Raw genomic sequence first — 20,939 nt, 5'->3', positions numbered from 1 at the left:
GGTCGGTGAAGGTCTGGATCCTAGGCGTCGGAATGGGGCCGCAGCACGTGACGCCTGAGGTGGCGAACGCGCTGCGGTCGTGTGACTACGTGATCGCCGCCGAGAAGTCCGGCGACGACGGGCTGCTCGCGGCCCGACGGGCGATCGCCGAGGCGTACGGCGTCGAGGTGATTTCGGTGCCGGATCCCGAGCGTGACCGGGCCGATCCCACCGACTACGGCAAGGCGGTCAGGGACTGGCACGAGGCGAGGGTGTCTGCGTACGAGAGCGTCCTGCGCGAGCGGGAGGGCACGGCCGCCTTCCTGGTGTGGGGCGACCCGTCGCTCTACGACTCCACGATCCGCGTCGTCGAGCAGCTCGCCGGACGGTTGCCGATGGAGTACGACGTCCTGCCGGGCATCAGCGCGCCGCAGATCCTCGCCGCTCGGCACCGGATCGTGCTGCACCCCGTCGGGCAGCCGGTGCACGTCACCACCGCGCGACGGCTTCGAGACGACATCGCGACCGGTCAGACGAACCTTTGCGTGATGCTCACCGGCACCCTCGATCTGGACGGGCTCGACGACTGGTCGATCTGGTGGGGCGCCAACCTCGGCACCGACTCCGAAGAGCTGGTCTCAGGCCGCGTCGGCGCGGTTGCAGGCGACGTCGAGAAGGCTCGGCAGCGAGCCAAGGAGTCGGCCGGCTGGGTGATGGACGTCTACCTGTTGCGGGCGCCCTGATGGCGGGACTGTTGGTGGCAGGCACGACCTCGGACGCGGGCAAGTCGGTCGTCACGACGGGCCTGTGCCGCGCGCTCGCGCGGCGCGGCATCCGGGTGGCGCCATACAAGGCGCAGAACATGTCAAACAACTCGATGGTCTGCGCCGCGCCTGACGGCACGACAGCCGAGATCGGCCGCGCCCAGTGGGTGCAAGCACTCGCCGCCGGTGTCACGCCGGAGCCGGCGATGAACCCTGTCCTGCTCAAGCCGGGCAGCGACCGGCGCAGCCACGTCGTCCTGATGGGCCACCCTGCCGGTGAGGTCTCCTCCGCCGACTGGCAGGACGGTCGACGGCACCTCGCCAAGGCCGCCCACGCGGCGTACGACGACCTCGCCTCGCGGTTCGACGTAATCGTCGCGGAGGGCGCAGGGAGCCCGACCGAGATCAATCTCCGCGCGGGCGACTACGTCAACATGGGCCTGGCTCGCCATGCCTCATTGCCAACGGTGGTGGTGGGAGACATCGACCGTGGCGGAGTCTTCGCGGCGATGTACGGCACGGTCGCGCTACTCGCACCTGAGGACCAGCGGCTCATCGCAGGCTTCGTGGTCAACAAGTTCCGCGGTGACTCCTCGCTTCTCGCGCCGGGCCTGGACTCGTTGGAGCGCCTGACCGGACGGCGCGTCTACGGCGTACTGCCGTGGGACCCGAGCCTGTGGCTCGACTCCGAGGACGCGCTCGACCTCGACGGCCGGCGCGCGCAGTCCGACGGCGCGCGGAAGGTCGCGGTCATCCGACTCCCGCGGATCAGCAACTTCACCGATGCCGACGCCCTGGGACTCGAGCCCGACCTCGATGTCGTGTTCGCCGCCGACGCGCGCGAGCTCGCCGATGCCGACCTGATCGTCATGCCCGGCACCCGCTCGACGATCTCCGACCTGGCCTGGCTTCGCTCCCGCGGCCTCGATGCCGCGATCCTCGACCACGCCCGCCGCGAACGCCCGCTGCTGGGGATCTGCGGAGGCTTCCAGATGCTCGGCCACGTGATTGCCGACCCCGAAGGCGTCGAAGGCGCGAGCGGCGTCACGGTCGACGGGCTCGGGCTGCTCGACGTCCGCACCGACTTCGAGTCCGAGAAGAACCTGCGACTGCCGTCCGGTGACGCGTTCGGCGTCGCTGCCCACGGCTACGAGATCCACCATGGACGCATCACCGTCGGCTCCGGCGAGCCGTTCCTTGGCGGTGCACGCAACGGCAATGTCTTCGGCACCATGTGGCACGGCAGCCTGGAGGGCGACGAGCTGCGCCGCGCGTTTCTAGCCGAGGCCCTCGGCCTCACGCCGTCGACTATCTCGTTCCCCGACGCGCGGGAGCGACGTCTCGACCTGCTCGGCGACCTGGTCGAGAAGCACCTCGACGTCGACGCCCTGCTTGCCCTCGCCCGCACGGGTGCCTCAGACGACCCGCCGATCCTGCCGCCCGGAGGTGCGGGATGAGGCTTCTGCTGCTCGGTGGCACCAGCGAGGCCCGCGATCTCGCCGGCTACCTGGTTGACGAGAGCATCGACGTCACCAGCTCGCTGGCAGGACGCGTGGCCCGACCTCGACTTCCCGTCGGCCCGGTACGCATCGGCGGCTTCGGCGGTGTCGAGGGTCTGCGCGCCGCACTGAGCGAGTACGACGCGGTGGTCGACGCGACCCACCCCTTCGCGATGGGAATGAGCGCGAACGCCGTGGCCGCGTGCTCTGCCGAGGGCCGCCCGCTCCTCCGCCTGGAGAGGCCCGGCTGGGCACCTGATCCGACCTGGCACTACACCGCCACCCACGAAGAGGCCGCCGCGCTGGCGGCGGACCTTGGCGAGCGCCCCTTCCTCACCGTCGGCCGCCAGGAGCTGGCTCGCTTCATCCCGGCTCTGGGCGCCCGCGCCGCGACGGCGCGCGTCGTCGACGTCCCCGACCTCGACCTTCCACCGTCCTGGGAGCTGATCACCAGCCGTGGCCCCTACACCCTCGACGGCGAGCTGGAGCTGATGCGTCGCCACGGGAGTGACGTCGTCGTCACCAAGGACTCCGGCGGCACCTTCACGTGGCCCAAGATGCAGGCCGCCGCCGAGCTCGGCGCCGCCGTCGTCGTCGTACGTCGCCCGGCAGCGCCCGCGGGCGTCCCGACCGTGCACTCGGTCGACGAGGCACTCGCCTGGGTGAGGGGTCTGTCGTGAGGGTCCTGGTCACCGGAGGCGTGCGGTCGGGCAAGTCCCGGCACGCCGAGTCGCTCCTGCCGGGGCCGGCCACCTACCTCGCTCCCGGGCCGACGTACGACGATGCGGACTGGGCAGAGCGCGTCGCCGTCCATCAAGCCCGGCGCTCGGCGAACTGGACAACGATCGAGTCGCACGATCTCGTCGGCGTCCTGGCGAGGACCGACGGCGACCTCATCGTCGACTGCCTCGGCACCTGGCTCACGGCCGTACTCGACGAGCGCGATCTGTGGGAGGTGTCCTCGGCCGAGGCGACCCGCGTGATCGAGCGAGAGGTCCGCGACGCCGCCGACGTCCTTCGCGTACGCGATCAGGGCGAACGGACGGTCCTCGTCACCAACGAGGTCGGCCTCGGAGTCGTGCCGTCCCACCGGTCCGGCCGGCTCTTCCGCGACCTGCTCGGCATGGTCAACCAGGAGGTGGCCGCAGCCTGCGACGAGGTCCATCTGGTCGTCGCAGGCCGCGTCGTCCTCCTCTAGATGTCCCTCTGCGACGTCGTAGCGGAGCCATGTGTGGCACATGGGCTTGAATGAGGCGTGCCCTTGCTCCCGGAACGAGCCTCCCGCTCCAGTGCAGCTCACGTAGAGGTCTTCGACTACAACTCCTATGTAATCGACGATTGCCTGTACAGGGAGTGGCGGCTTTGGGCGACCGGGATCTCCGGCGACGCGCCGTTAGAGGGCTGGTATCCGAAATCGGCGAACGGAGAGCACGTAATCGGACGGATCCGGGTCAAGCGGTGCGAGGAGGGACAAGACCATCACGATGGCCTGTCCGAACTCTTCACAGACGGCAGGAATATCCCTTGGGCGACCGAGATCCTGAACCTTGAGCTTGAGCCGGCGTTCCTTGGCCAACGGCTCGGAATGCTCCTTGTTCGCGCCGCGATCGCCCATCTGCCACCACATGAGATAGTGCTGTGCGAGCCAAAGGCGAACGAGTTTGACAATGTCCCGGCGGCGCGCCGTACGGCGGCGGTCGACGCCTTCTATAGGGGAATCGGCTTGGCCCCGGATGTGCGCTTGCCAGGCTATCTTCTCGCCCAACGCGCGGATCTGATTCTGTGACGGCTCGGCCTGCCGAAACCTCAAGGGACGTCAACCCTAGACGAACCCTAGGACCGAATCCGGACACGCGGCGTCACGCTTCGCTGCACCATGAGCGCCGGCCGACGGCCGCGCTCGAACTCGAAGAGGAGTGAAGGACACACCGCATCGGTCGAGCGCCAGCGGAAGAGGCTGCGAGCCGTCCGGCGTAACTCCTCGTCTGATCAACCGCGGCCTGCGGCCGGACCGATGTCCGTCGCAGGCCGCGGGCTGATCCGGCGGTGATCTCAGACAGCGACCGGCGTGTGGTCCTCGGCGAAGCGGCTCTCCTTGCCCGCCTTGGCACCTGCCGGGTCCAGCAGCTTCTGGGCCTGCGGTGCGAAGAGCAGAGCGATGCCGCCCCACAGGATCACCTGGTTGATGATCGAGTACACCCGGAACTTGGCCAGAAGGTCAGCCGGGAAGCCCGGGAACACGAGGTTTCCATCGGCATCCTTGAGCGGAAGCGGCGTCTCGGTGTCCTGCTTCCCGTACTCAACGACGTTGGCGTGCAGGTGACCCAGCGGCGGCAGGACCAGGAAGAGGATCGCCATGACGACCACGTATCCAGCACCCACGATCAGCACGGTCTTGTAGAGGCTCATCCGCGCGTGCAGTCGTTGGCCGATGTAGACGGCCAGGAACAGAGCGATGCACGAGACCAGGACGGTGACGAGGTAGAGCGTCCCGCGCGTGCGGATCGTCTCCTCGTGACCGATGGCCGGCGGGTTGGCCGGGTACTTCAGGAACGGCACCGCGAAGACGCCGAGGAAGTAGAAGACCGGCACGAGAAGGGCAAGCTGGAACGGGCGCACCCTGCCGACACGACCGATGGCCACGACGTACCCGACCGCGACCAGCGCGCCCATGGCGGCGCCGAAGAGGATCAGGCCGGCGCCGATGCCAACGTCCATCTGGATCGTCCGGCTGAAGATGTCGGGTCCAGCGGCGGGGACGGCGATCCCGGCTGCCTTGTCGAGCGCGTCCTGAGCGGCGTCACGCGCCGACTCGTAGTCGATCGCCTTGGAGATCACCGGCTCCGCGAAGATGCGCGCGAAAATGAAGGCGACGAGGCCCGCGACGGCTCCTGAGAGCGCGCCACGACCAATGAGTTGCTTCACCATGTTCTGTTGTTCTCCTGCTCGCCGAGGCTCAGTGGCAGGGGAAGCCGAGGAAGTGTCGGCCGTCGTGGAAGAACTCGTGGACGACCATGCTCTTGCCGAACACAGACATGGCGCCCTCGTCGACGCCGATGAAGTAGTAGACCAGCAGCGCGAGAAGCGCGACGCCGGCGAGGAGCGCGATCGTCGCCGCCTTGGCGGTGACGAGCGGCTGGGTGATGGGGCTGGAGATAGCAGACGTGTTGCTCACGTGATACTCCTTCTGGAATACAACGTTCCATGGATGGGCGGAGAACACGGCGTCGGAAGATCTGACTTCGGCCTCCTCGCGGAGACACTCACAGTGGCGTGACCGTGCCGGATTCTCACCGGCTTCCTCACGTACGACGTGTGAGGGAACCCTATCGCGGCAGCCGATGGGTGTCGACCGGAACGCCGTCGCGGAAGTGCGATTCCACGATCCTGCTGGAGGTCTCGGCGTCGACGTGGCCGTACCAGACGTCGTCGGGCTGGACGCTGATGACCGGCGCTTGGTTGCACGGGAACTGGCATCCGGTGTGGACGAGGAGCACGTCCGCGTCGCCGAGCTGGTGCTCCATCATCGAGAGGATCATGGCGCGCAGGTTGTCCTCGGCTCCCTTGGCCGTGCAGCGAGGACCACGGCAGATCATCACCTGATGGCGATGCCCCGTGACGTCCTCCCAAGCCGCGGAGGTGAGGCCGGGCTCGTCGCCGCCGATCGGCTTCGTCTCCGTGAGTACGTCGTCGAGCTGGTCGAGCTGCGAGGCGAGGCGCGTGGCCACGTAGACGGTCGGCTTGAGTCCGGCCCTCTCGCGCCACCAGTGGGCTGCGATCCGGCGAAGCCACGAGTGGGCCGGACCGATCGGCCCCGTGTTGACACCGACGAGCGTGATCGTGGTGGCGCCGTCATCGGCGATCTCCGTCAGTTCGCGCGAGAGTGAGGGGTCACCCATCTGAAGGAACGCCACGCTCCCGCCGCGCCGAGCCGCCTCGGCGGTCAGGAGGTCGCGGCGGTCGACGTCACTGACCGACATGCCGACGAGGACAAGGGCGTTCATCGGCTGCTGTCTCTCAGCGTGACCAGGGCCGCCAGAGCGGCTACGCAGGCGGCGCTGGCCCCCACGCGCCGGGCTATCCGGTTGGCGCCGACGATGTCATGGGGTTGAGCGGGGCGGCCGTCACCCATGATCGCGCGGTGCTCGATCCGACGTCCGCCGTAGTAGTGGTTGGTGCCGCCTAAGCGGATGCCCAGCGCGCCGGCGAAGGCTGACTCAGCGACTCCCGCGTTGGGACTTGGGTGGCCGGACGCGTCGCGCCGCCAGGTCGTCCAGGCCGCGCGGGCGCGACGCGGGTCGGCGGCCATCGTCAGCAGTCCGACAAGTCGTGCGGCGGGCCACGTGGCCAGGTCGTCGAGTCGGGCCGAGGCCCAGCCGTAGTTCTCATAGCGGGCGTTGTGGTGCCCGACCATCGCGTCGAGGGTGTTGGCCGCCCGGTAGCCGAGCAGCCCCGGCACACCGAGCACGGCTCCCCACATCAGCGGCCCGGTGATCGCGTCGGCGGTGTTCTCGGCGACCGACTCGATAACGCCGCGGGAGATCTCCGACGCATCTAGCTCGTCGGTGTCGCGTCCGATCAGACGCTTGACCTGCATCCGGGCGGCAGGCAGGTCGCCTGCGGTAAGGACAGCGTGGACGTTGTCGGCCTCGCGCTCCAAGGAGCGGCCACCGAGCACCGTCCACGTCGCAGCGGCGATGACGAGGGTGCGCGCAATCGGGCGCTCGTGCGTAAGGCTCTCGGAGACGGCTCCAGCCGCCACAGCTCCGCCGACGAGAACCGCATTGTGGACGGCTCCGCGAGCGCGCGAGTCGGCGTAGATCCGCGACTCCAGCAGGTTGGCGAGGCGGCCGAAGCCGGCCACCGGGTGGTATCGCTGCGGGTCGCCGAGCACACGATCAGCGGCGTACCCGAGCAGGAGCCCCATGGTGCGCGCCCTCATGCGAGGGTCACCAAGATCGTGGCGAAGGCGAGCTCGATGGCCGCTCCGAAGACGTCTCCGGTCACGCCGCCGAAGCGGCGGACGGCACGGGCGATGACGATCACGACCACGAGGAGCGCCAAGGCGACGGCCACGACGCCGCGCCACCAGTCGAGCCCCACCCATGCAGCGGCACCTGCAAGAGCGGCGGCGCCAACAATCCAGCCGACGGCTGCGACGACGCGCGGCACGGTCTCGGTGTAGAGCTTGCCGAGGCCGTCAGCACGAGCCGGCCTGATCCCCCGCGCACAGCAAGCAACCAGCGCGAGGCGCGAGGCGCAGAGCGCGACCACGAGCAGAGCTGCCACGCGGCCGGCGTCGGACATCTCGACCAGCGCGGCAAGGGCCGCAACTTGGAGGCCCAGGACGAGGACGATTGCCACGACGCCGGCTGGACCCGACGTACCCGTCTTCATCACGGCAAGAGACCGCTCGCGGTCGTAGGAGGCCGACATCCCGTCCGTGATGTCGGAAAGGCCATCCAAGTGGAAGCCACGGTTCCCCAGCACGGCCACCCCGATCGCCAGGAGGGCGGTGACGAGTGGGGGCAGGTTCCACCATCCGCCGAGGAGGACGACCAGTCCGGCGGCGATCCCGAGAGGAAGTGCCGCGAGTGGAGCGATCACCATCGCGAGCGCCGCCCGGCGTCGATCGACGACCGCGGGCGGCTTCACCGGCACCGCGGTGAGCGTCCCGAGGGCGAGACGCCAGGCGTCGACGAGCATCAGGCTCCGAGCTCGCTCAGCAGGGCGACATCCCGCAACAGTGCGGCGGCCGATCGCACCACGGGAACCGCTGCGACAGCACCCGACCCCTCGCCGAGGCGCATACCGAGGTCGAGCAGCGGCTCAAGACCCATCTTGGCCAGGGCGAGCGCCTGCGCGGGCTCGGTGGAGCGGTGACCGGCTGCGTACCACGCGGCGGCGCCGGGCTCGATCCGGTCCGCGGTCAGGGCGCAGGCAACGCTCATCAGCCCGTCGAGCAGCACCGGCACGCCTTCCTGGGCGGCCGCGAGCAGGAAGCCGGTGCTCGCGGCGAGGTCGGCCGAGCCAAGGGCCGCCAGGGTCTCGATCGGGTCGTCGGCACGCGCGCCGGCTCGCGCCAGTGCGGCGTCCACCACGGAGACCTTGTGGAGCAGGGCGGCGCCGTCGATCCCGGTGCCGCGGCCCACGACCTCCGCGCCGGGCAGCCCGAGGGCCGCGGCGATCATCGCGGCGGCGGGTGTGGTGTTGCCGATGCCCATGTCGCCGCTGATGAGGAGCTGGCCGCCGGCCTTGATCTCCTCGCGCGCCACCGCGGCTCCGGCGGCGAGTGCCGCCTGGGTCTGCTCGCCCGTGAGCGCGTCTTCGATGTGGATGGCGCCACTGGCCCGTCGCACCTTGTGGGCCGTGAGCGCGGCCCTGGTGTCGGGGTCGAGGTCGTCGAAGTCCTCATCCACGCCCAGGTCGAGCACGCGTACGGCGACACCGTGAGCGTTCGCGAGAGCGCTGACGCCCGCCTTCCCGAGCAGGAACGTGCGGACCATCGCACCGGTGATCGCGGGCGGGAAGGCGGAGACGCCGTGCGCCGCGACACCGTGGTCCCCGGCGAAGATCACGAGACGGACGTTGTCGACCGCGGCGGGAGGCACTTGGCCCTGGCAGGCGGAGACCCAGACAGCGAGGTCGCCGAGCCGCCCGAGAGCCCCAGGCGGTGTCGCGAGCGCGCCAAGACGCTTGGCTGCGTGGTCGCGTGCGATGTCGGAGGGTGCGGAGACTCGGGGCATGAGGTGGTCCTGACTGATGGTTAGGCGGGCTGGCGGGCGGGCAGGCGGTCGATGCCGGCGAAGAGCTGGACGGTCGTCGATTGCGGCCGGACGGCGATGCGGACCCAACTGGAGTCGAGACCGGGGAAGGTGTCGGCCCGGCGTACGGCGATGCCGTCCTCGCGCAGGGCGGCGTGTGCGCTGTCCCCGAGACGTGCCAGGACGTACGGCGCCGAGGACGGGACGAAGTCGATGCCGCGTCCGCGGAGGCCACCTTGGAGGAAGTCGCCCCAGTGCTGAAGCTCGTGGGCGCGCCGACGGGTCTCCGCGGTGGCGTTTCTCTTGCTGCACTCGATGAGCGCGGCGAGAGCCGGAGTCGAGACCGACCACGGAGTCTGGAGGTCGGCGAGCTGGCGCACGACGAGGTTGTCGCCGACGACGTACCCGGCTCGGATGCCGGGGATGGACCAGTGCTTGGTGAGGCTGCGCAGCACGACGAGTCCTCGGAGGCGCTCGCGGACCAGCGACTCGCTCTCTCCCGGGACGGCATCCATGAATGCCTCGTCGACGACGACGAGTCGGCCCTTGCGCCGCAGCTTCTTGATGACGGCTGCCGGGTGCAGGACGCCGGTGGGGTTCGTCGGGTTTCCCACGATGACCAGATCGGCGTCCTCCGGCACGTCGTCCGGGTCGAGCGCGAAGCCGCGCTCGGGGCGGCACAGGACGCTGGTGACCTTGTGGCCAGCCTGCTCCAGGGCCGCGTGGGGCTCGGTGAACTGGGGATGGACGACGACGGGGTTGCGCCACGGGCGCAGCCGCGCGATCAGAGTGAAGGCTTCCGCGGCCCCCGCGGTGGGGAGCACCTCGTCGCCTCTGCGGCTGTGTCGCTGCGCGACCGCCGACCGGGCGGCCGAGGCGTCGGGGTAGGACACGGCTTCAGCCAAGGAAGCGCGTAGGGCGCGTTCGAGCCACTCGGGGCGAGGGCCTTCGTAGACGTTGACGGCGAAGTCGAGCAGGCCGCGGCCGGTCTCGGCGTCCCCGTGGTGACGCAGCGGACGCCGGGGTGTCGGTGTCGGGGGCGCCGTCGTGGGCTCAGTGAGGGACGCGCTCTCCTCGGCGAGCGACGGATCAAGGTGGCTTCGGTGCCGTGGTGCGTTACGCGCGGCGTCAGCGAATCGCTGGGCGAGGTGAGGATGACCTGCCCAGTGAACGTGGAGGTAGGAGGCGTGGAGGGTCGGGGTGGCGAATCCGGTCGCGTCGCCGTCGATCTCCCAGGCCGGCGCGTCACCCGTGACAGGGGTGGTCCGCGTCTTGTGGAACTCGTGGCCGGTGACCTGCTCCCCGGCGCGGGTGAGCAGTGAGTCGGTCACCGCGGTCGCCACGGGATAGCGCAGCGTGAGCCGTTCATTCATCGCCGCGGTGGCCGGGAGTACGCCGGCCATCGGCGAGCCGTCGAGCGTCTCGGCGAGATAGAGCAGCCCAGCGCACTCGGCGACGGTCGGGACGCCGGACGCAACGGCGTCACGCAGGTCGTGGAGCAGCGCACGGTTGGCCGCGAGCTCTGCGGCGTACACCTCAGGAAAGCCGCCGCCGAGGTAGATCCCCTGCGTGCCCTCGGGAAGTGCGGTGGCGGCGATGGGGTCGAAGGTGACGACCTCGCAGCCGGCCGCGCGGAGCAGCTCTTCGGTCTCGGCGTAGCGGAAAGTGAACGCGCGGCCACCCGCCACGGCGATCACCGGGCGCTCGCCCCCGGCGACCGGCTGCACCTCGTCGGCAGGAGTCCACGGCGCTGCGTCGAGGTCGGGCGCGCTTCGGGCGACGGCGAGGATCGCGTCGAGGTCGAGATGCGCGGCCACCTGCTCGCCGAGCCGGTGCAGGAGCGCCACGGAGCCGTCACGCTCGGCCGCGGGTACGAGCCCGAGATGGCGCGAGGGGGTGGCGAGTTCCTCGTCGCGCGGCAGCAGGCCGAGGACAGGCAGCCCGGTCCGTTCCATCGCCGCGACGATCTCGGCGTCGTTGCGAGGCGAGCCGGTCCGGTTGAGGACGACGCCGGCGATGTTCACTGTGTCGTCGTACGCCGCCATGCCCGCGGCGATCGCGGCGGCGGTCCGTGACATCCGGGCGACGTCGACGACGAGGATCACCGGAGAGCCGGTCAGCTTGGCGAGGTGTGCTGTCGAGGAGTAGCCGTCGGTGCCCAACCGACCGTCGTACAGGCCCATCACGCCCTCGATGACCGCCACGTCGGCACCTCGCGCACCGTGCAACAGAAGCGGCACGATGCGTTCTTCACCGACCAGATGGGGGTCGACGTTGCGGCCCGGACGACCGGTCGCGAGCGCGTGATAGCCGGGGTCGATGTAGTCGGGTCCGACCTTGTGTCCGCTGACCTTGTGACCGGCGATGCGCAGTGCGGCCATCAGGCCGGTGGCGACGGTGGTCTTGCCCTGTCCCGTCGAGGGGGCAGCGACGACGAGGCGGGGCAGGCTCACCATTCGATGCCCGCCTGGCCCTTCTGCCCACGGTCCATCTGGTGCTTGACCTTCGCCATCTCGGTGACCAGATCAGCCGCCTCGACCAGCGCCGGGTTGGCGCGGCGCCCGGTCACGACGACGAACTGGCGGCCGGGGCGGTCGCGAAGCGTCGAGACCACGTCGTCGACGTCGACCCAGCCCCACTCCATCGGATAGGTGAACTCGTCCAGGACGTAGAGGTCGTGTCGCTCCTCAGCGATCCGGCGCTTCACCTCCGCCCAGCCCTCCGCAGCATCGCGAGCGTGGTCCTCGGCATCCCCGGCCTTGCGCGACCACGACCAGCCCGAGCCCATCTTGTGCCACTCGACCGGGCCGCCCTCGCCGGTCTCCTCGTGGAGCTGACCCAGCCGCTCCAGAACCGCCTGCTCACCGATCCGCCACTTGGCCGACTTCACGAACTGGAAGACCCCGATGTCCCATCCCTGGTTCCAGGCACGGATCGCCATCCCGAAGGCGGCACTCGACTTTCCCTTGCCATCACCGGTGTTGACCATCAGTAGTGGGAGTCTGCGGCGCTGCGCGGTGGTGAGTCCGTCCTCGGGTACGACGATGGGCTGTCCCTGCGGCATCAGGCGGCTCCCTTCACGGCGACGGTGAGCGCCTGTGCGCTGACCTCGGAGACGGGCAGGTGCTCGGCTCGCAGATGCACAGCGAGCCTGCGGGCGAGGCCGAGACGCAGCGGCCCACGCTCGCCGTCGACCACGATCGTCGTGACGCCGAGCCCGGCGAGGTGGTCGGCCGCCTGAAGTGAGCGCGTGACCGCGTCCTTCCCGCCGGTGGCCCGGCCGTCGGTGACGACGACGAGCAAGGGCCGGAGCCGGGAGTCGCGGAGGCGCTCCCGCTGGAGCACGCGGGCAGCCTCCAGCAGGCCTTCCGCCAGGGGTGTCCGGCCGCCGGCGGGAAGTTCCTCGAGTCTCGTCGCCGCGACCTCGACGCTGTGGGTCGGTGGCAGCGCGAGAATGGCGTCGTGGCCTCGGAAGGTGATCAGCCCGACCTTGTCGCGCCGACGGTAGGCGTCGAGCAGCAGCGAGAGCACGGCGGTCTTGACCTGGGTCATCCGCTTGCGTGCGGCCATCGACCCGGACGCGTCGACGCAGAAGAGCACGAGGTTCGCTTCGCGGCCCTCGCGCACGGCGACGCGCAGGTCCTCCCCACGAACATCCACCCGCCCGCCGTCGCCGCGACGCCCGCGGGTGGGCTGCTTGCCTGCGGCGGCCTTGAGCGTCTCCACGAGGTCGAGCGAGCCGGAGTCGCCGGGCGTAGCACCGACGCGGCGGCCGGTCGTCGACAGCGCGCGGCTGCGCCGGCCGGCGACGCCCGCGCCGATGCCCTTCACCGCGAGCAGCTTGGGACGGTACGGCGTCGCCGCTGCGACCACAGACTCACTCCCGCCGGGTCCACTGGGTTCGCTGGAGCCGGCACTGGGACTCGGGGCCTGTGCGGGAGCATCCTGGCTGGGGCTGTCGGGGGCCGGCTCGGATTGCGACGGCCCGTCGTCTGGCTCGCCCGCACCCGTGTCATCGGCTCCGCTTGGCGGAGTCGGAAGCTCGTCGGGAGCGGGTCCCTCGGGCGGCTCGGGCGGCAGGTCCTCATCGCCGAGGATCTGGTCGAGCAGCTCCTCGTCCAGGCCGGGGGCGTCGAACGGGTTGCGGCGTCGGCGGTGCGGGAGCGCCAGCAGTGCTGCCTGACGGATGTCGGCCTTGGTCACCTCGTCGTGTCCGGCCCACGCGGCGTGTGCGACGGCGGTGCGGGCGGTGACGATGTCGGCCCGCAGTCCGTCGACCTCGAAGGCAGCGCAGACCTCGGCGATCTTGAGCAGCGCCGGCTCGGTGAGTTGGACCTTGCCGATCCGCTCCCGCGCTGACTCGATCCGCTCGGTGAGGGCGCGGTCCGCCCCGGCGTAGCGCGCGACGAAGGCCGCCGGGTCGGCGTCGTAGGCCATCCGTCGGCGTACGACCTCGGCGCGCAAGGCGGGTTCGCGCGGCGCCGCGACCTCCACCGTGAGACCGAAGCGGTCGAGGAGCTGCGGGCGGAGCTCGCCCTCCTCGGGATTCATCGTGCCGATCAGTACGAAGCGTGCGGCGTGCTCGACCGAGACCCCATCGCGCTCGACGCTCGCGCGGCCCATCGCCGCGGCGTCGAGAAGCAGGTCGACCAGGTGGTCGTGCAGAAGATTGACCTCGTCGACGTAGAGGATGCCGCGGTGGGCGCGGGCCAGCAGCCCGGGCTCGTACTCGACCTTGCCGTGCGAGAGCGCGCGCTCCAGGTGAAGAGATCCCAGGACGCGGTCCTCCGTCGCGCCGACAGGGAGTTCGACCAGGCGCACGGAACGGGTCGTGGTCTCCGCGCCTTCGCCGAACGGGCCGTCCGGCGAGGTCGCCGAGGCGTCGGCGGGGTCGATGGCGAAGCGATCCTGGGCGTAGACCTCGATCGGGGGCAACACTGCGGCGAGGGCGCGGACGGTAGTGGACTTCGCCGTGCCCTTCTCGCCCCGGACGAGCACGCCGCCGATCTCGGGCGCGATCGTGGTCAGGACCAGCGCCAGGCCCATGTCGTCGAGACCCGAGCCGTCGGGGGCGTCGGTCGCGCATCCGAGGACGGCTGAAAAGGGATAGTTCACCGGCATTGAGGCTCCCGCTCGATTCGACGGTCCGACGGGCCTGCCGGACTGTTCGGGCGCGAGGCCGGTCTTCGGACTTACCAGGTCCCCTCGCATGAAGGGCCTGGCTCACCGCAGCGGGCCTGTGCCGGAGTCTCACCGGCTTCCCAGATTCTCCCCGCCGACCGTCCCGACCGTTTCCGATCGTTGGGGCGTTGGGGCACCTCGCACCTGTTGGCGCTCACGATAGCGTCTGCTGCCATGGCCCCGGTTGTCGTGGTCGGCATCAGCGCCGACGATGCGCTCGCAGACCCGCGCATCCTGGAGGGTCCGGAGTCCGTCGTCGTCGGCGCCCCTCGACATCTTGAGCTGCTGCCGGACGTGCCCGGACAACGACGGCTGCCCCTTCCGTCGCCGCTGCGCGAGGGCCTGGTCGATCTGGTCACCGAGTACGCCGACCGCACGCTGATCGTCCTCGCCTCAGGCGACCCGCTCGTATCGGGGATTGGGTCCACCCTCATCGAGCTGCTCGGCCGCGACCGGGTGGTGGTCGTTCCGGCGGTCTCGTCTGTGGCGCTGGCGCGGGCTGCCGTGGGCTGGGCTGCGGAGTCGCACGCTGTGGTGAGCGTTGTCGGCCGGGATGTCTCCCTCGTACGCCGTGAGCTGGCGCCCGGTCGCCGGATCCTGGTCCTGTCCTCGGACGAACACACGCCCCGCGCTCTCGCTGACCTGCTCGGCGAGGCCGGCTACGACGACAGCGAGTTCGTCGTTCTCGGCGACCTTGGGAACCCCACGAAGGGCAGCAGCCACTACTTCGACAAGGCAGCGATCGTGAGCGCGAAGGACTTCGACTTCGCCCGGCTCAACATCGTCGCGATCACCTGCGCCGGACCGCCCCTCGGTGGTTGGGTGGCCGGCTTGCCCGATGACCTCTTCGAGAACGACGGACAGCTCACCAAGCGCGACCTGCGGGCCTCGGCGCTCGCGCGCCTCGCGCCGGTGCCGGGCGAGCGCCTCTGGGACGTCGGCGCCGGTGCCGGGTCGGTCGGGATCGAATGGATGCGCGCCCACCCGACCTGCCTGGCGATCGCGATCGAGGCGAACACCGAGCGGGCCGAGCGCATCGCGCGCAACGCCCGATCCCTCGGCGTCCCCGGCCTTGAGATCGTCCACGCACCTGCGCCCGAAGCACTGAAGGACCTGCCGACGCCCGATGCGATCTTCGTCGGGGGCGGTGCCACCGTCCCGGGCGTCATCGAGTACTGCCTCGACGTACTCCCTCGCGGCGGTCGGATCGTCGTCCACGGTGTCACCTTGGAGACCGAGCATCTGCTGGCCGATGTCTACCGGCAGCACGGCGGCGAACTGACCCGGCTCAGCGTCGAGACGGCCGCGCCGATCGGGTCCTTCACCGGCTGGACACCGGCGCGCACCGTGACCCAGTGGGCCTATTGGCGGTAGCGCTCCTCGTGCACGACGCCGTCCAGTGGTGAGCGGTGGCGCCAGCCGTACCGCTCCAGGTCCGGCTCGTCGGGCAACTCGGAGATCGGCCCGATGCACAGCCAGGCCACCGGCCGAATGTGCTCGGGGAAGCCGACGAGGTCACGGAGGAACTCCTCGCGGTAGAAGCTCACCCAGCCCACACCCAAGCCCTCGGCGGTGGCCGCGAGCCACAGGTTCTGGATCGCGCAGACGACCGAGTACAGCCCGGCGTCCGCGATGGCGTGGCGACCGAGGACGTTCGGTCCGCCGCGGCTGGGGTCGTAGCCGACCGCGATCCCGAGCCCTGACTCGCGAATCCCCTCGATCTTGATGCGGGCGAAGGTCTCGGCGCGCTCACCGGCCAACGACGCCGCGAAGGCGTCCCGTTCGTCGGCGACATGCTGTCCGAACGCGTCGAGCGTCTCGGGGTCCCGCACGAGGACGAAGTCCCACGGCTGGCTCATCCCGACGCTCGGGGCCGCGTGCGCCGCGGAGAGCAGCCGGTCCAGCACGTCGGGTTTGACCGGCTCGCCGGTGAACTCGCGACGGGTGTCGCGGCGACGGTTGATGACGTCGTACAAGCCGGCGTCCCAGCCGAGTGCGGTCGCCTCGGTCATCGCTTGGTGCTCCGGTCTCGGGCGGCGTCGTAGAGATAGGACTCGCCGCCGGGGCGCGGGTCGAGTGCGCGGCCGACGAGGATGACGGCTGCCTGCTTCAGCTCCGCGGACTCGACCGCGTCGGCGATGGACGCGACCGTGCCTCGCAGGACCTGCTGGTCAGGCTGGCTGGCTCGGTAGACGACGACGGCGGGACAGTCGCCGCCGTACTCGGGCTCGATCTCGGCCATCAGGTTCCGCACCCTGGTGATCGCCAGGTGCAGCACCAGCGTCGCCTTGGTCGAGGCGAACGCGGCGAGCGACTCGGTGACGGGCATCGCGGTGGAGCGTGCCTGGGTGCGGGTCAGCACGACCGACTGACTGATCAGCGGGACGGTCAGCTCGCGGCCGACGACCGCGGCGGCTGCGGCGTACGCCGGGACGCCGGGTGTGACGTCCCATGGGACTCCTGCTCCGTCCAAGCGACGGGTCTGCTCGGCGAGGGCGGAGTAGATGGAGAGGTCGCCGGAGGCGAGTCGGACGACGTCCTTGCCCTCGTGGTGGGCGGTCGCGAGGCGCTCGGTGATCTGGTCGAGGTCGAGGTCTTGGGTGTCGACCAGCTCCGCGCTCGGGCTGACGTGGGTGAGCACGTCGGGGTCGAGATAGGTGCCCGGATAGAGCACCACGTCGGCCGCGGCGAGCAGCCGGGTGGCGCGCACGGTGAGGAGGTCGGCCGCACCCGGACCGGCACCGACGAAGTGGACGGTCACTCGCCGGCTCCGTCAACGCTGTGCTCGTTCACGAAGCGTGGCGTCCAGACACCCGCGCGACTCACGCGGGTCGACAAGGCGCCGACGATGAGCAGGCACTTCATGTCGATGCTGCTCGGATCGAGTTCTCCAAGTGTGGTGACGGTCAGCGACTCCTCGGTCCGGCCGATGTCGCGTCCGACGATCACCACGGCGTCGGGCTTGCGGTGTTCCATCAGTACGTCGCGGGCGGTCGCGATCTGTTTGGTCCGCGAGCGAGACGCGGGGTTGTAGATCGCCAGCACCAGGTCCGCTTCGGCGATCGCTCGCAGGCGTCGCTCGACGACCGACCAGGGTTTGAGCCGGTCGGAGAGGGAGACGACCGCGAAGTCGGCTCCGATGGGCGCGCCCGCTTTGGCCGCCACCGCCTGGACGGCACTGACTCCGGGAAGTACGTGGATAGCCACGGCGTCGTACGTCGGGTCCTCGGCCGCCTCGAAGACCGCTGCCGCCATCCCGAAGACGCCCGCGTCGCCGCCGGAGACGACCGCGACCCGCTCGCCCGCGCGTGCGAGGTCGAGGGCGTCGCGGGCTCGGTCGACCTCGACGGTGTTGCCCGAGGCATGTCGCGTGAGCCCCGCGCGCTGGGGCACGCGCGCGACGTAGGGCGCATAGCCGACCACGTGGTCGACCTCAGCGAGCGCGGCCGTCGCCTCCGGGGTGAGCCAGGCGTCTGGGCCTGGCCCGAGGCCGACCACGATCAGCTCCGCCGCCTGGCCTTCGCGCGACGCCCGTGGGGGTGCGATCGAAGTGAGCCTCGAAACCCCTGTGTCCCGCATGCGGTCCGAGGTGCGGCCCGGGGCCGTGTCGCCGGGGACCACGATGAGAGAGAAGTAGGGCACGGAGTCGGCGTCGACCTCGGTCGCGGGCAGCCATCGCTCCTCGCTCTGGGAGGCGCGCTCGACGTACCACGCACCGTCGAGCCGTCCGGCCTGTTCCAAGGCGGACCGGACGGCCGGGAAGGTGCGGCCGAGCTTCATGATGATCGCCCCGTCGGTGTCGGCCAGCCGCCGGGCCAGCTCGGGCTCGGGCAGCGTGCCCGGCAGGACCGTGAGCACATCGGTCTGGCGGACCAGCGCCTCCCCGATGGTCGCGGTCGCGGCGGCGAATGCCGGGACGCCGGGCACGACCGACGTCTCGTAGGTCTCCTTGAAGCGATCGTGCAGATACATCGAGGATCCGTAGAAGAGCGGGTCACCCTCGGCCAGCAGGACGACGTCCCGGCCCTCGTCGAGATGCACCGAGAGTCGCTGCGCGCAGTCTTCGTAGAAGTCCGCCATCGCGCCGACGTAGCCGCCGGGGTGATCGGTCGATCCGGTCGTGACCGGATAGCGCAGCTCCTCCTCGATCGTCCCCTCGGCGACGACGGCGTCGGCGATCCTGCGGGCATGGGACTGCTTCTTCACGCCAGCGTGGTAGGCGACGACTGCGGCGTCTCCGATGATGCGGGCGGCCTTCAGGGTCAGCAGCTCCGGGTCGCCGGGACCCACCCCGACGACAGTAAAGCGTCCTGTCTGCGGCGTGCTCATTCCTTCTCCTGGGCCAGAGCGTTGAGCGCCGAGGAGGTCATTGCGGAGCCCCCGCGGCGACCGCGCACCGTGACGAAGGGGATCTCGATCCCGTGTTCGCCGTGGAAGTCGATGAGCGCCTGCTTGGACTCGGCAGCCCCGATGAAGCCCACCGGGCAGCCGACGATCGCGGCCGGGCGGGGCGCGCCGTCGAGGATCATCTCCAGCAGATGGAACAGCGCAGTGGGCGCGTTGCCGATGGCAACCACGGCACCGTCAAGGCACGGCTCCCAGAGCGAGACCGCCGCAGCAGTCCGGGTCGTGGACCACGTGCGAGCCAACTCGGGCACGCGCTCGTCGTTGAGCAGACAGAGCACGTCGTTGTCCTGCGGCAGCCGACTGCGGGTGACTCCGGTCGCGACCATCGTGGCGTCGCAGAGGATCGGCGCACCCGCCTCCAGCGCCGCACGCGCGGACGAGACCAGCCCAGAGTGAATGACGAGGTCGGCGGCGAGATCGACCTGACCGCTGCCATGGATCATGCGGACCGCCAGCTTCTCGGCATCGGTCGGCACTCCGCTCAGGTCCGCCTCGCGGCGGATGGTGGCGAAGGAGTCGACATAGATGTCGGGGCCGGCGTCGACGTACTCATAGCGGCGCGTGGGTCGCTGGGTCATGGCGTTTCCTTCGAAGGGTTCGGGATGAGTACGCCGCGCCACGGCGTAACGATGAGATGGCCGGCGCGCGTGGCGATCTCGTCGATCGCTGCTCTGTCGAGCCCGGACTCGGTGACCTCGACGTGGCGTCCGCCCGGCACGTCGCCGTACGGCAGCGGACCTGCCGCCGACGGGACTCGGAGATCGGCTGGGGCCACGTCGCTCAGTGGCTCATCGAGCTCAGCCACGTGCCACGGTGCCGCCGGACCACTGCCACGGCGGACGACGAACTCGTGGGCGAGCGCCGCGAGCCGCTCAGGCGCGTGGGCGACAGGAACGATGTCTCCCCAACCGACGCCGACGCGGAGTTGCACGGTGCTCTCATCGAGGGCGACCAGTCCGAGGTCGCATTCGCGGTCGATCAGATCACCGCGACCATCGTCGAGCACGAACAGGAAGCGACCCGGCAGCGTGGCGAGCGACGCGTCGGCGCAGAGGAGTCGATCCAGCTCGGCAGAACTCGACCGAAGGTCGACACGCCCGCCGGCGAGGCCAGTCTGGGGCGAGACCATCACGTTGCGCACCAGCTCATGGGTGCGAGCGGGCAGCAGGCCGGTCCCTTCCAGCGCCATCAGGGCCTCGTCCGTGAGGGAACCGTCGATGCCGGGGAAGGCACGCACCTGGAGGTTGGTCCGCGACGTGACATGCACGCGGCCATCGCCGTACGCCTCCGCGACTGCGACCAGTGCACGCATCTGCTCGGACGCGACTCGACCTCCGATGAGGCGCAGGCGCACGAGCATCCCGTCGGCTGCCTGCCACGGCCGCAGCGCACCGGGGCAGCGATCGCTGCGAGTGCGAGTTGTCGGCATCGGGCGGACCTGTCTGGCCAGGGATCCTGTCGCGGGATCCATCTATGACCTCGCGACGATTGCCGCCAGGGCCAGCAGGTCTTCGGACTCGGGATCAATCGGAACGGAACGCCTTCCCGGACCTCGCGGCCCAGTGGCTGCCTTGCGGCGTGCCCCGCCCGTCACCCTCACCGCTGCGCGTCAGTCCCGGACTCTCACCGGGTTCCCTGACCCCACGAGTGGAGTACAACTGGCCCGCACAGCGTACCTATCGCGGCCCTCAACGCGCTCCCCGCCTCGCACCCGGACCGCTGGTGTCGACGGCCCGGGACGGTCATCCGCTGCCGACACCACCACGCCAGCCAGTCCGCAAACAGTCCGCAAGATTCTCGGTTCTTGCCGATCTCCGCCAACGAGTGCCAACACCGAGTACGTCACGTTTCCCCAGGTCAGAGCCCTCTTTCGTCCCCAACCATCGCCAGCCAACGACTGTCGAAACGGCCGTTCTGTGTTCGAGCTCTACTACGACATCTGATCCCGCGTGGCTGATGGCCACTGACTAGGTGCCCGAAACGGCCTCTGACCTGTGAAGACACCTTCCAACGTCTTCTAGCGTCAGGGGTCGTTTTTCGTTGGTCTGCTCCAGTGCGGCCACGCGGCCCACGGAGACGATCCTGCGGAGCGACGAGCGATGGGCGCGACCGCAATGCGGCCGACGAGGCATCGCATCTGCTGTCACGGTGCCGGGGCAGTCCTGCCGCCAGCGAGACGTTCCCTGCCGGCGCTTCCTAAGGCGCCCAATGCTGGCGACTGATTTCCCGTCGTCAGAGGGCAGCGAACGGTGATTAGCTGACGCTGCCGATGGACCGGCCATCCCCCGGGCCCGTTCTCCCGCGGGGGCTGGCAAGCCTCTCGAAAGTCGCCCGAACTGTCGGAT

General features: G+C 70.1%; 20 protein-coding genes and 3 riboswitches. Of the genes, 6 read left to right on the top strand and 14 right to left on the bottom strand.

All coding sequences use genetic code 11. The features are described 5' to 3' along the window. Nucleotides 1-5: 5 nt before the first annotated feature. Genes cobF through LH076_RS07015 form a run of 5 tightly spaced genes read left to right on the top strand, consistent with a single transcriptional unit; the run spans nucleotide 6 to nucleotide 4,028 of the window. Nucleotides 6-722, top strand: coding sequence for a precorrin-6A synthase (deacetylating) (gene cobF / locus LH076_RS07035; RefSeq protein WP_227783273.1), 717 nt, complete (start codon nucleotides 6-8; stop codon nucleotides 720-722). Further along, on the top strand, nucleotides 722-2,200 hold the full coding sequence (locus LH076_RS07030; RefSeq protein ID WP_227783272.1) for a cobyric acid synthase: 1,479 nt from the start codon (nucleotides 722-724) through the stop codon (nucleotides 2,198-2,200). Before cobF ends, LH076_RS07030 begins: the two co-directional genes overlap by 1 nt. Then, nucleotides 2,197-2,922, top strand: coding sequence for a cobalt-precorrin-6A reductase (locus tag LH076_RS07025; RefSeq protein ID WP_227783271.1), 726 nt, complete (start codon nucleotides 2,197-2,199; stop codon nucleotides 2,920-2,922). Before LH076_RS07030 ends, LH076_RS07025 begins: the two co-directional genes overlap by 4 nt. Continuing rightward, on the top strand, nucleotides 2,919-3,440 hold the full coding sequence (locus LH076_RS07020; RefSeq protein ID WP_227783270.1) for a bifunctional adenosylcobinamide kinase/adenosylcobinamide-phosphate guanylyltransferase: 522 nt from the start codon (nucleotides 2,919-2,921) through the stop codon (nucleotides 3,438-3,440). Before LH076_RS07025 ends, LH076_RS07020 begins: the two co-directional genes overlap by 4 nt. Before the next feature lie 57 nt (nucleotides 3,441-3,497). Beyond that, a complete protein-coding gene (locus tag LH076_RS07015; RefSeq protein ID WP_227783269.1) occupies nucleotides 3,498-4,028 on the top strand; it encodes a hypothetical protein in 531 nt (176 codons plus the stop codon). 266 nt (nucleotides 4,029-4,294) lie between these two features. Here the strand turns inward: LH076_RS07015 and LH076_RS07010 are convergent, their stop codons facing one another. The 9 genes from LH076_RS07010 to LH076_RS06970 all read right to left on the bottom strand — a co-directional run bounded on the left by LH076_RS07010 (nucleotide 4,295) and on the right by LH076_RS06970 (nucleotide 14,127). Then, nucleotides 4,295-5,170, bottom strand: coding sequence for a CbtA family protein (locus LH076_RS07010; protein ID WP_227783268.1), 876 nt, complete (start codon nucleotides 5,168-5,170; stop codon nucleotides 4,295-4,297). 28 nt (nucleotides 5,171-5,198) lie between these two features. Continuing rightward, the gene (locus LH076_RS07005) at nucleotides 5,199-5,417 is read right to left on the bottom strand and encodes a CbtB domain-containing protein (RefSeq protein ID WP_227783267.1); all 219 of its coding nucleotides are present in this window, start codon (nucleotides 5,415-5,417) and stop codon (nucleotides 5,199-5,201) included. A 2-nt stretch (nucleotides 5,418-5,419) separates the two neighbouring features. Beyond that, nucleotides 5,420-5,571, bottom strand: a riboswitch (adenosylcobalamin (AdoCbl) riboswitch). Then, the gene (locus tag LH076_RS07000; protein WP_227783266.1) at nucleotides 5,569-6,246 is read right to left on the bottom strand and encodes a (2Fe-2S) ferredoxin domain-containing protein; all 678 of its coding nucleotides are present in this window, start codon (nucleotides 6,244-6,246) and stop codon (nucleotides 5,569-5,571) included. It overlaps the preceding riboswitch by 3 nt. Then, nucleotides 6,243-7,184 (bottom strand): cobalamin biosynthesis protein, encoded by a 942-nt coding sequence (locus tag LH076_RS06995; RefSeq protein ID WP_227783265.1) that lies wholly within the window; start codon nucleotides 7,182-7,184, stop codon nucleotides 6,243-6,245. The genes LH076_RS07000 and LH076_RS06995 overlap by 4 nt, the downstream gene beginning before the upstream one ends. Next, nucleotides 7,181-7,948, bottom strand: coding sequence for an adenosylcobinamide-GDP ribazoletransferase (gene cobS / locus LH076_RS06990; protein ID WP_227783264.1), 768 nt, complete (start codon nucleotides 7,946-7,948; stop codon nucleotides 7,181-7,183). Before cobS ends, LH076_RS06995 begins: the two co-directional genes overlap by 4 nt. Next, nucleotides 7,948-8,988: a nicotinate-nucleotide--dimethylbenzimidazole phosphoribosyltransferase gene (gene cobT / locus LH076_RS06985; RefSeq protein WP_227783263.1), complete on the bottom strand. Its 1,041-nt coding sequence runs from the start codon at nucleotides 8,986-8,988 to the stop codon at nucleotides 7,948-7,950. The genes cobS and cobT overlap by 1 nt, the downstream gene beginning before the upstream one ends. A gap of 20 nt (nucleotides 8,989-9,008) precedes the next feature. Beyond that, nucleotides 9,009-11,462: a cobyrinate a,c-diamide synthase gene (locus LH076_RS06980; RefSeq protein WP_415753208.1), complete on the bottom strand. Its 2,454-nt coding sequence runs from the start codon at nucleotides 11,460-11,462 to the stop codon at nucleotides 9,009-9,011. Next, nucleotides 11,456-12,070: a cob(I)yrinic acid a,c-diamide adenosyltransferase gene (gene cobO / locus LH076_RS06975; protein ID WP_227783261.1), complete on the bottom strand. Its 615-nt coding sequence runs from the start codon at nucleotides 12,068-12,070 to the stop codon at nucleotides 11,456-11,458. The genes LH076_RS06980 and cobO overlap by 7 nt, the downstream gene beginning before the upstream one ends. Continuing rightward, nucleotides 12,070-14,127, bottom strand: a complete 2,058-nt coding sequence (locus LH076_RS06970) for a VWA domain-containing protein (protein WP_415753206.1) — start codon at nucleotides 14,125-14,127, stop codon at nucleotides 12,070-12,072. The genes cobO and LH076_RS06970 overlap by 1 nt, the downstream gene beginning before the upstream one ends. Before the next feature lie 38 nt (nucleotides 14,128-14,165). Next, nucleotides 14,166-14,308, bottom strand: a riboswitch (cobalamin riboswitch). Nucleotides 14,309-14,361: 53 nt separating this feature from the next. On the opposite strand from LH076_RS06970, the gene cbiE reads away from it, so the two are divergent. Then, on the top strand, nucleotides 14,362-15,561 hold the full coding sequence (gene cbiE / locus LH076_RS06965) for a precorrin-6y C5,15-methyltransferase (decarboxylating) subunit CbiE (RefSeq protein WP_227783259.1): 1,200 nt from the start codon (nucleotides 14,362-14,364) through the stop codon (nucleotides 15,559-15,561). On the opposite strand, the gene bluB is transcribed toward cbiE, so the two are convergent. Genes bluB through LH076_RS06940 form a run of 5 tightly spaced genes read right to left on the bottom strand, consistent with a single transcriptional unit; the run spans nucleotide 15,549 to nucleotide 20,023 of the window. Then, nucleotides 15,549-16,199: a 5,6-dimethylbenzimidazole synthase gene (gene bluB / locus LH076_RS06960; protein WP_227783258.1), complete on the bottom strand. Its 651-nt coding sequence runs from the start codon at nucleotides 16,197-16,199 to the stop codon at nucleotides 15,549-15,551. The genes cbiE and bluB overlap by 13 nt on opposite strands. Beyond that, nucleotides 16,196-16,948 carry a precorrin-4 C(11)-methyltransferase gene (gene cobM / locus LH076_RS06955; protein ID WP_227783257.1) on the bottom strand — a complete coding sequence of 251 codons (753 nt, stop codon included), beginning with the start codon at nucleotides 16,946-16,948 and terminating at the stop codon, nucleotides 16,196-16,198. Before cobM ends, bluB begins: the two co-directional genes overlap by 4 nt. Continuing rightward, entirely contained in the window at nucleotides 16,945-18,516 is a 1,572-nt protein-coding gene (cobJ, locus tag LH076_RS06950) for a precorrin-3B C(17)-methyltransferase (protein ID WP_227783256.1), read from the bottom strand. Before cobJ ends, cobM begins: the two co-directional genes overlap by 4 nt. Beyond that, nucleotides 18,513-19,172: a precorrin-8X methylmutase gene (locus tag LH076_RS06945; RefSeq protein WP_227783255.1), complete on the bottom strand. Its 660-nt coding sequence runs from the start codon at nucleotides 19,170-19,172 to the stop codon at nucleotides 18,513-18,515. The genes cobJ and LH076_RS06945 overlap by 4 nt, the downstream gene beginning before the upstream one ends. Beyond that, the gene (locus LH076_RS06940; RefSeq protein ID WP_227783254.1) at nucleotides 19,169-20,023 is read right to left on the bottom strand and encodes a nitrite reductase; all 855 of its coding nucleotides are present in this window, start codon (nucleotides 20,021-20,023) and stop codon (nucleotides 19,169-19,171) included. The genes LH076_RS06945 and LH076_RS06940 overlap by 4 nt, the downstream gene beginning before the upstream one ends. Nucleotides 20,024-20,078: 55 nt before the next feature. Beyond that, nucleotides 20,079-20,272, bottom strand: a riboswitch (cobalamin riboswitch). Nucleotides 20,273-20,939 lie beyond the last annotated feature (667 nt).

The sequence above is a fragment of the Nocardioides sp. Kera G14 genome, from assembly GCF_020715565.1.
In the GTDB taxonomy this organism is placed as follows: Bacteria; Actinomycetota; Actinomycetes; order Propionibacteriales; family Nocardioidaceae; genus Nocardioides.
The sequence above is the reverse complement of the archived record's forward strand: the minus strand, read 5'-3'. Positions and strand labels throughout refer to the sequence as shown.

Bases quoted from the DNA above. Each gene is read 5' to 3' on its own strand.
- LH076_RS07030 (WP_227783272.1), top strand. From the start codon at position 722: ATGGCGGGACTGTTGGTGGCAGGCACGACCTCGGACGCGGGCAAGTCG.
- LH076_RS07025 (WP_227783271.1), top strand. From the start codon at position 2,197: ATGAGGCTTCTGCTGCTCGGTGGCACCAGCGAGGCCCGCGATCTCGCC.
- LH076_RS07010 (WP_227783268.1), bottom strand. From the start codon at position 5,170: ATGGTGAAGCAACTCATTGGTCGTGGCGCGCTCTCAGGAGCCGTCGCG.
- LH076_RS07000 (WP_227783266.1), bottom strand. From the start codon at position 6,246: ATGAACGCCCTTGTCCTCGTCGGCATGTCGGTCAGTGACGTCGACCGC.
- LH076_RS06995 (WP_227783265.1), bottom strand. From the start codon at position 7,184: ATGAGGGCGCGCACCATGGGGCTCCTGCTCGGGTACGCCGCTGATCGT.
- cobS (WP_227783264.1), bottom strand. From the start codon at position 7,948: ATGCTCGTCGACGCCTGGCGTCTCGCCCTCGGGACGCTCACCGCGGTG.
- cobT (WP_227783263.1), bottom strand. From the start codon at position 8,988: ATGCCCCGAGTCTCCGCACCCTCCGACATCGCACGCGACCACGCAGCC.
- LH076_RS06980 (WP_415753208.1), bottom strand. From the start codon at position 11,462: ATGGTGAGCCTGCCCCGCCTCGTCGTCGCTGCCCCCTCGACGGGACAG.
- cobO (WP_227783261.1), bottom strand. From the start codon at position 12,070: ATGCCGCAGGGACAGCCCATCGTCGTACCCGAGGACGGACTCACCACC.
- LH076_RS06970 (WP_415753206.1), bottom strand. From the start codon at position 14,127: ATGCCGGTGAACTATCCCTTTTCAGCCGTCCTCGGATGCGCGACCGAC.
- cbiE (WP_227783259.1), top strand. From the start codon at position 14,362: ATGGCCCCGGTTGTCGTGGTCGGCATCAGCGCCGACGATGCGCTCGCA.
- bluB (WP_227783258.1), bottom strand. From the start codon at position 16,199: ATGACCGAGGCGACCGCACTCGGCTGGGACGCCGGCTTGTACGACGTC.
- cobJ (WP_227783256.1), bottom strand. From the start codon at position 18,516: ATGAGCACGCCGCAGACAGGACGCTTTACTGTCGTCGGGGTGGGTCCC.
- LH076_RS06945 (WP_227783255.1), bottom strand. From the start codon at position 19,172: ATGACCCAGCGACCCACGCGCCGCTATGAGTACGTCGACGCCGGCCCC.
- LH076_RS06940 (WP_227783254.1), bottom strand. From the start codon at position 20,023: ATGCCGACAACTCGCACTCGCAGCGATCGCTGCCCCGGTGCGCTGCGG.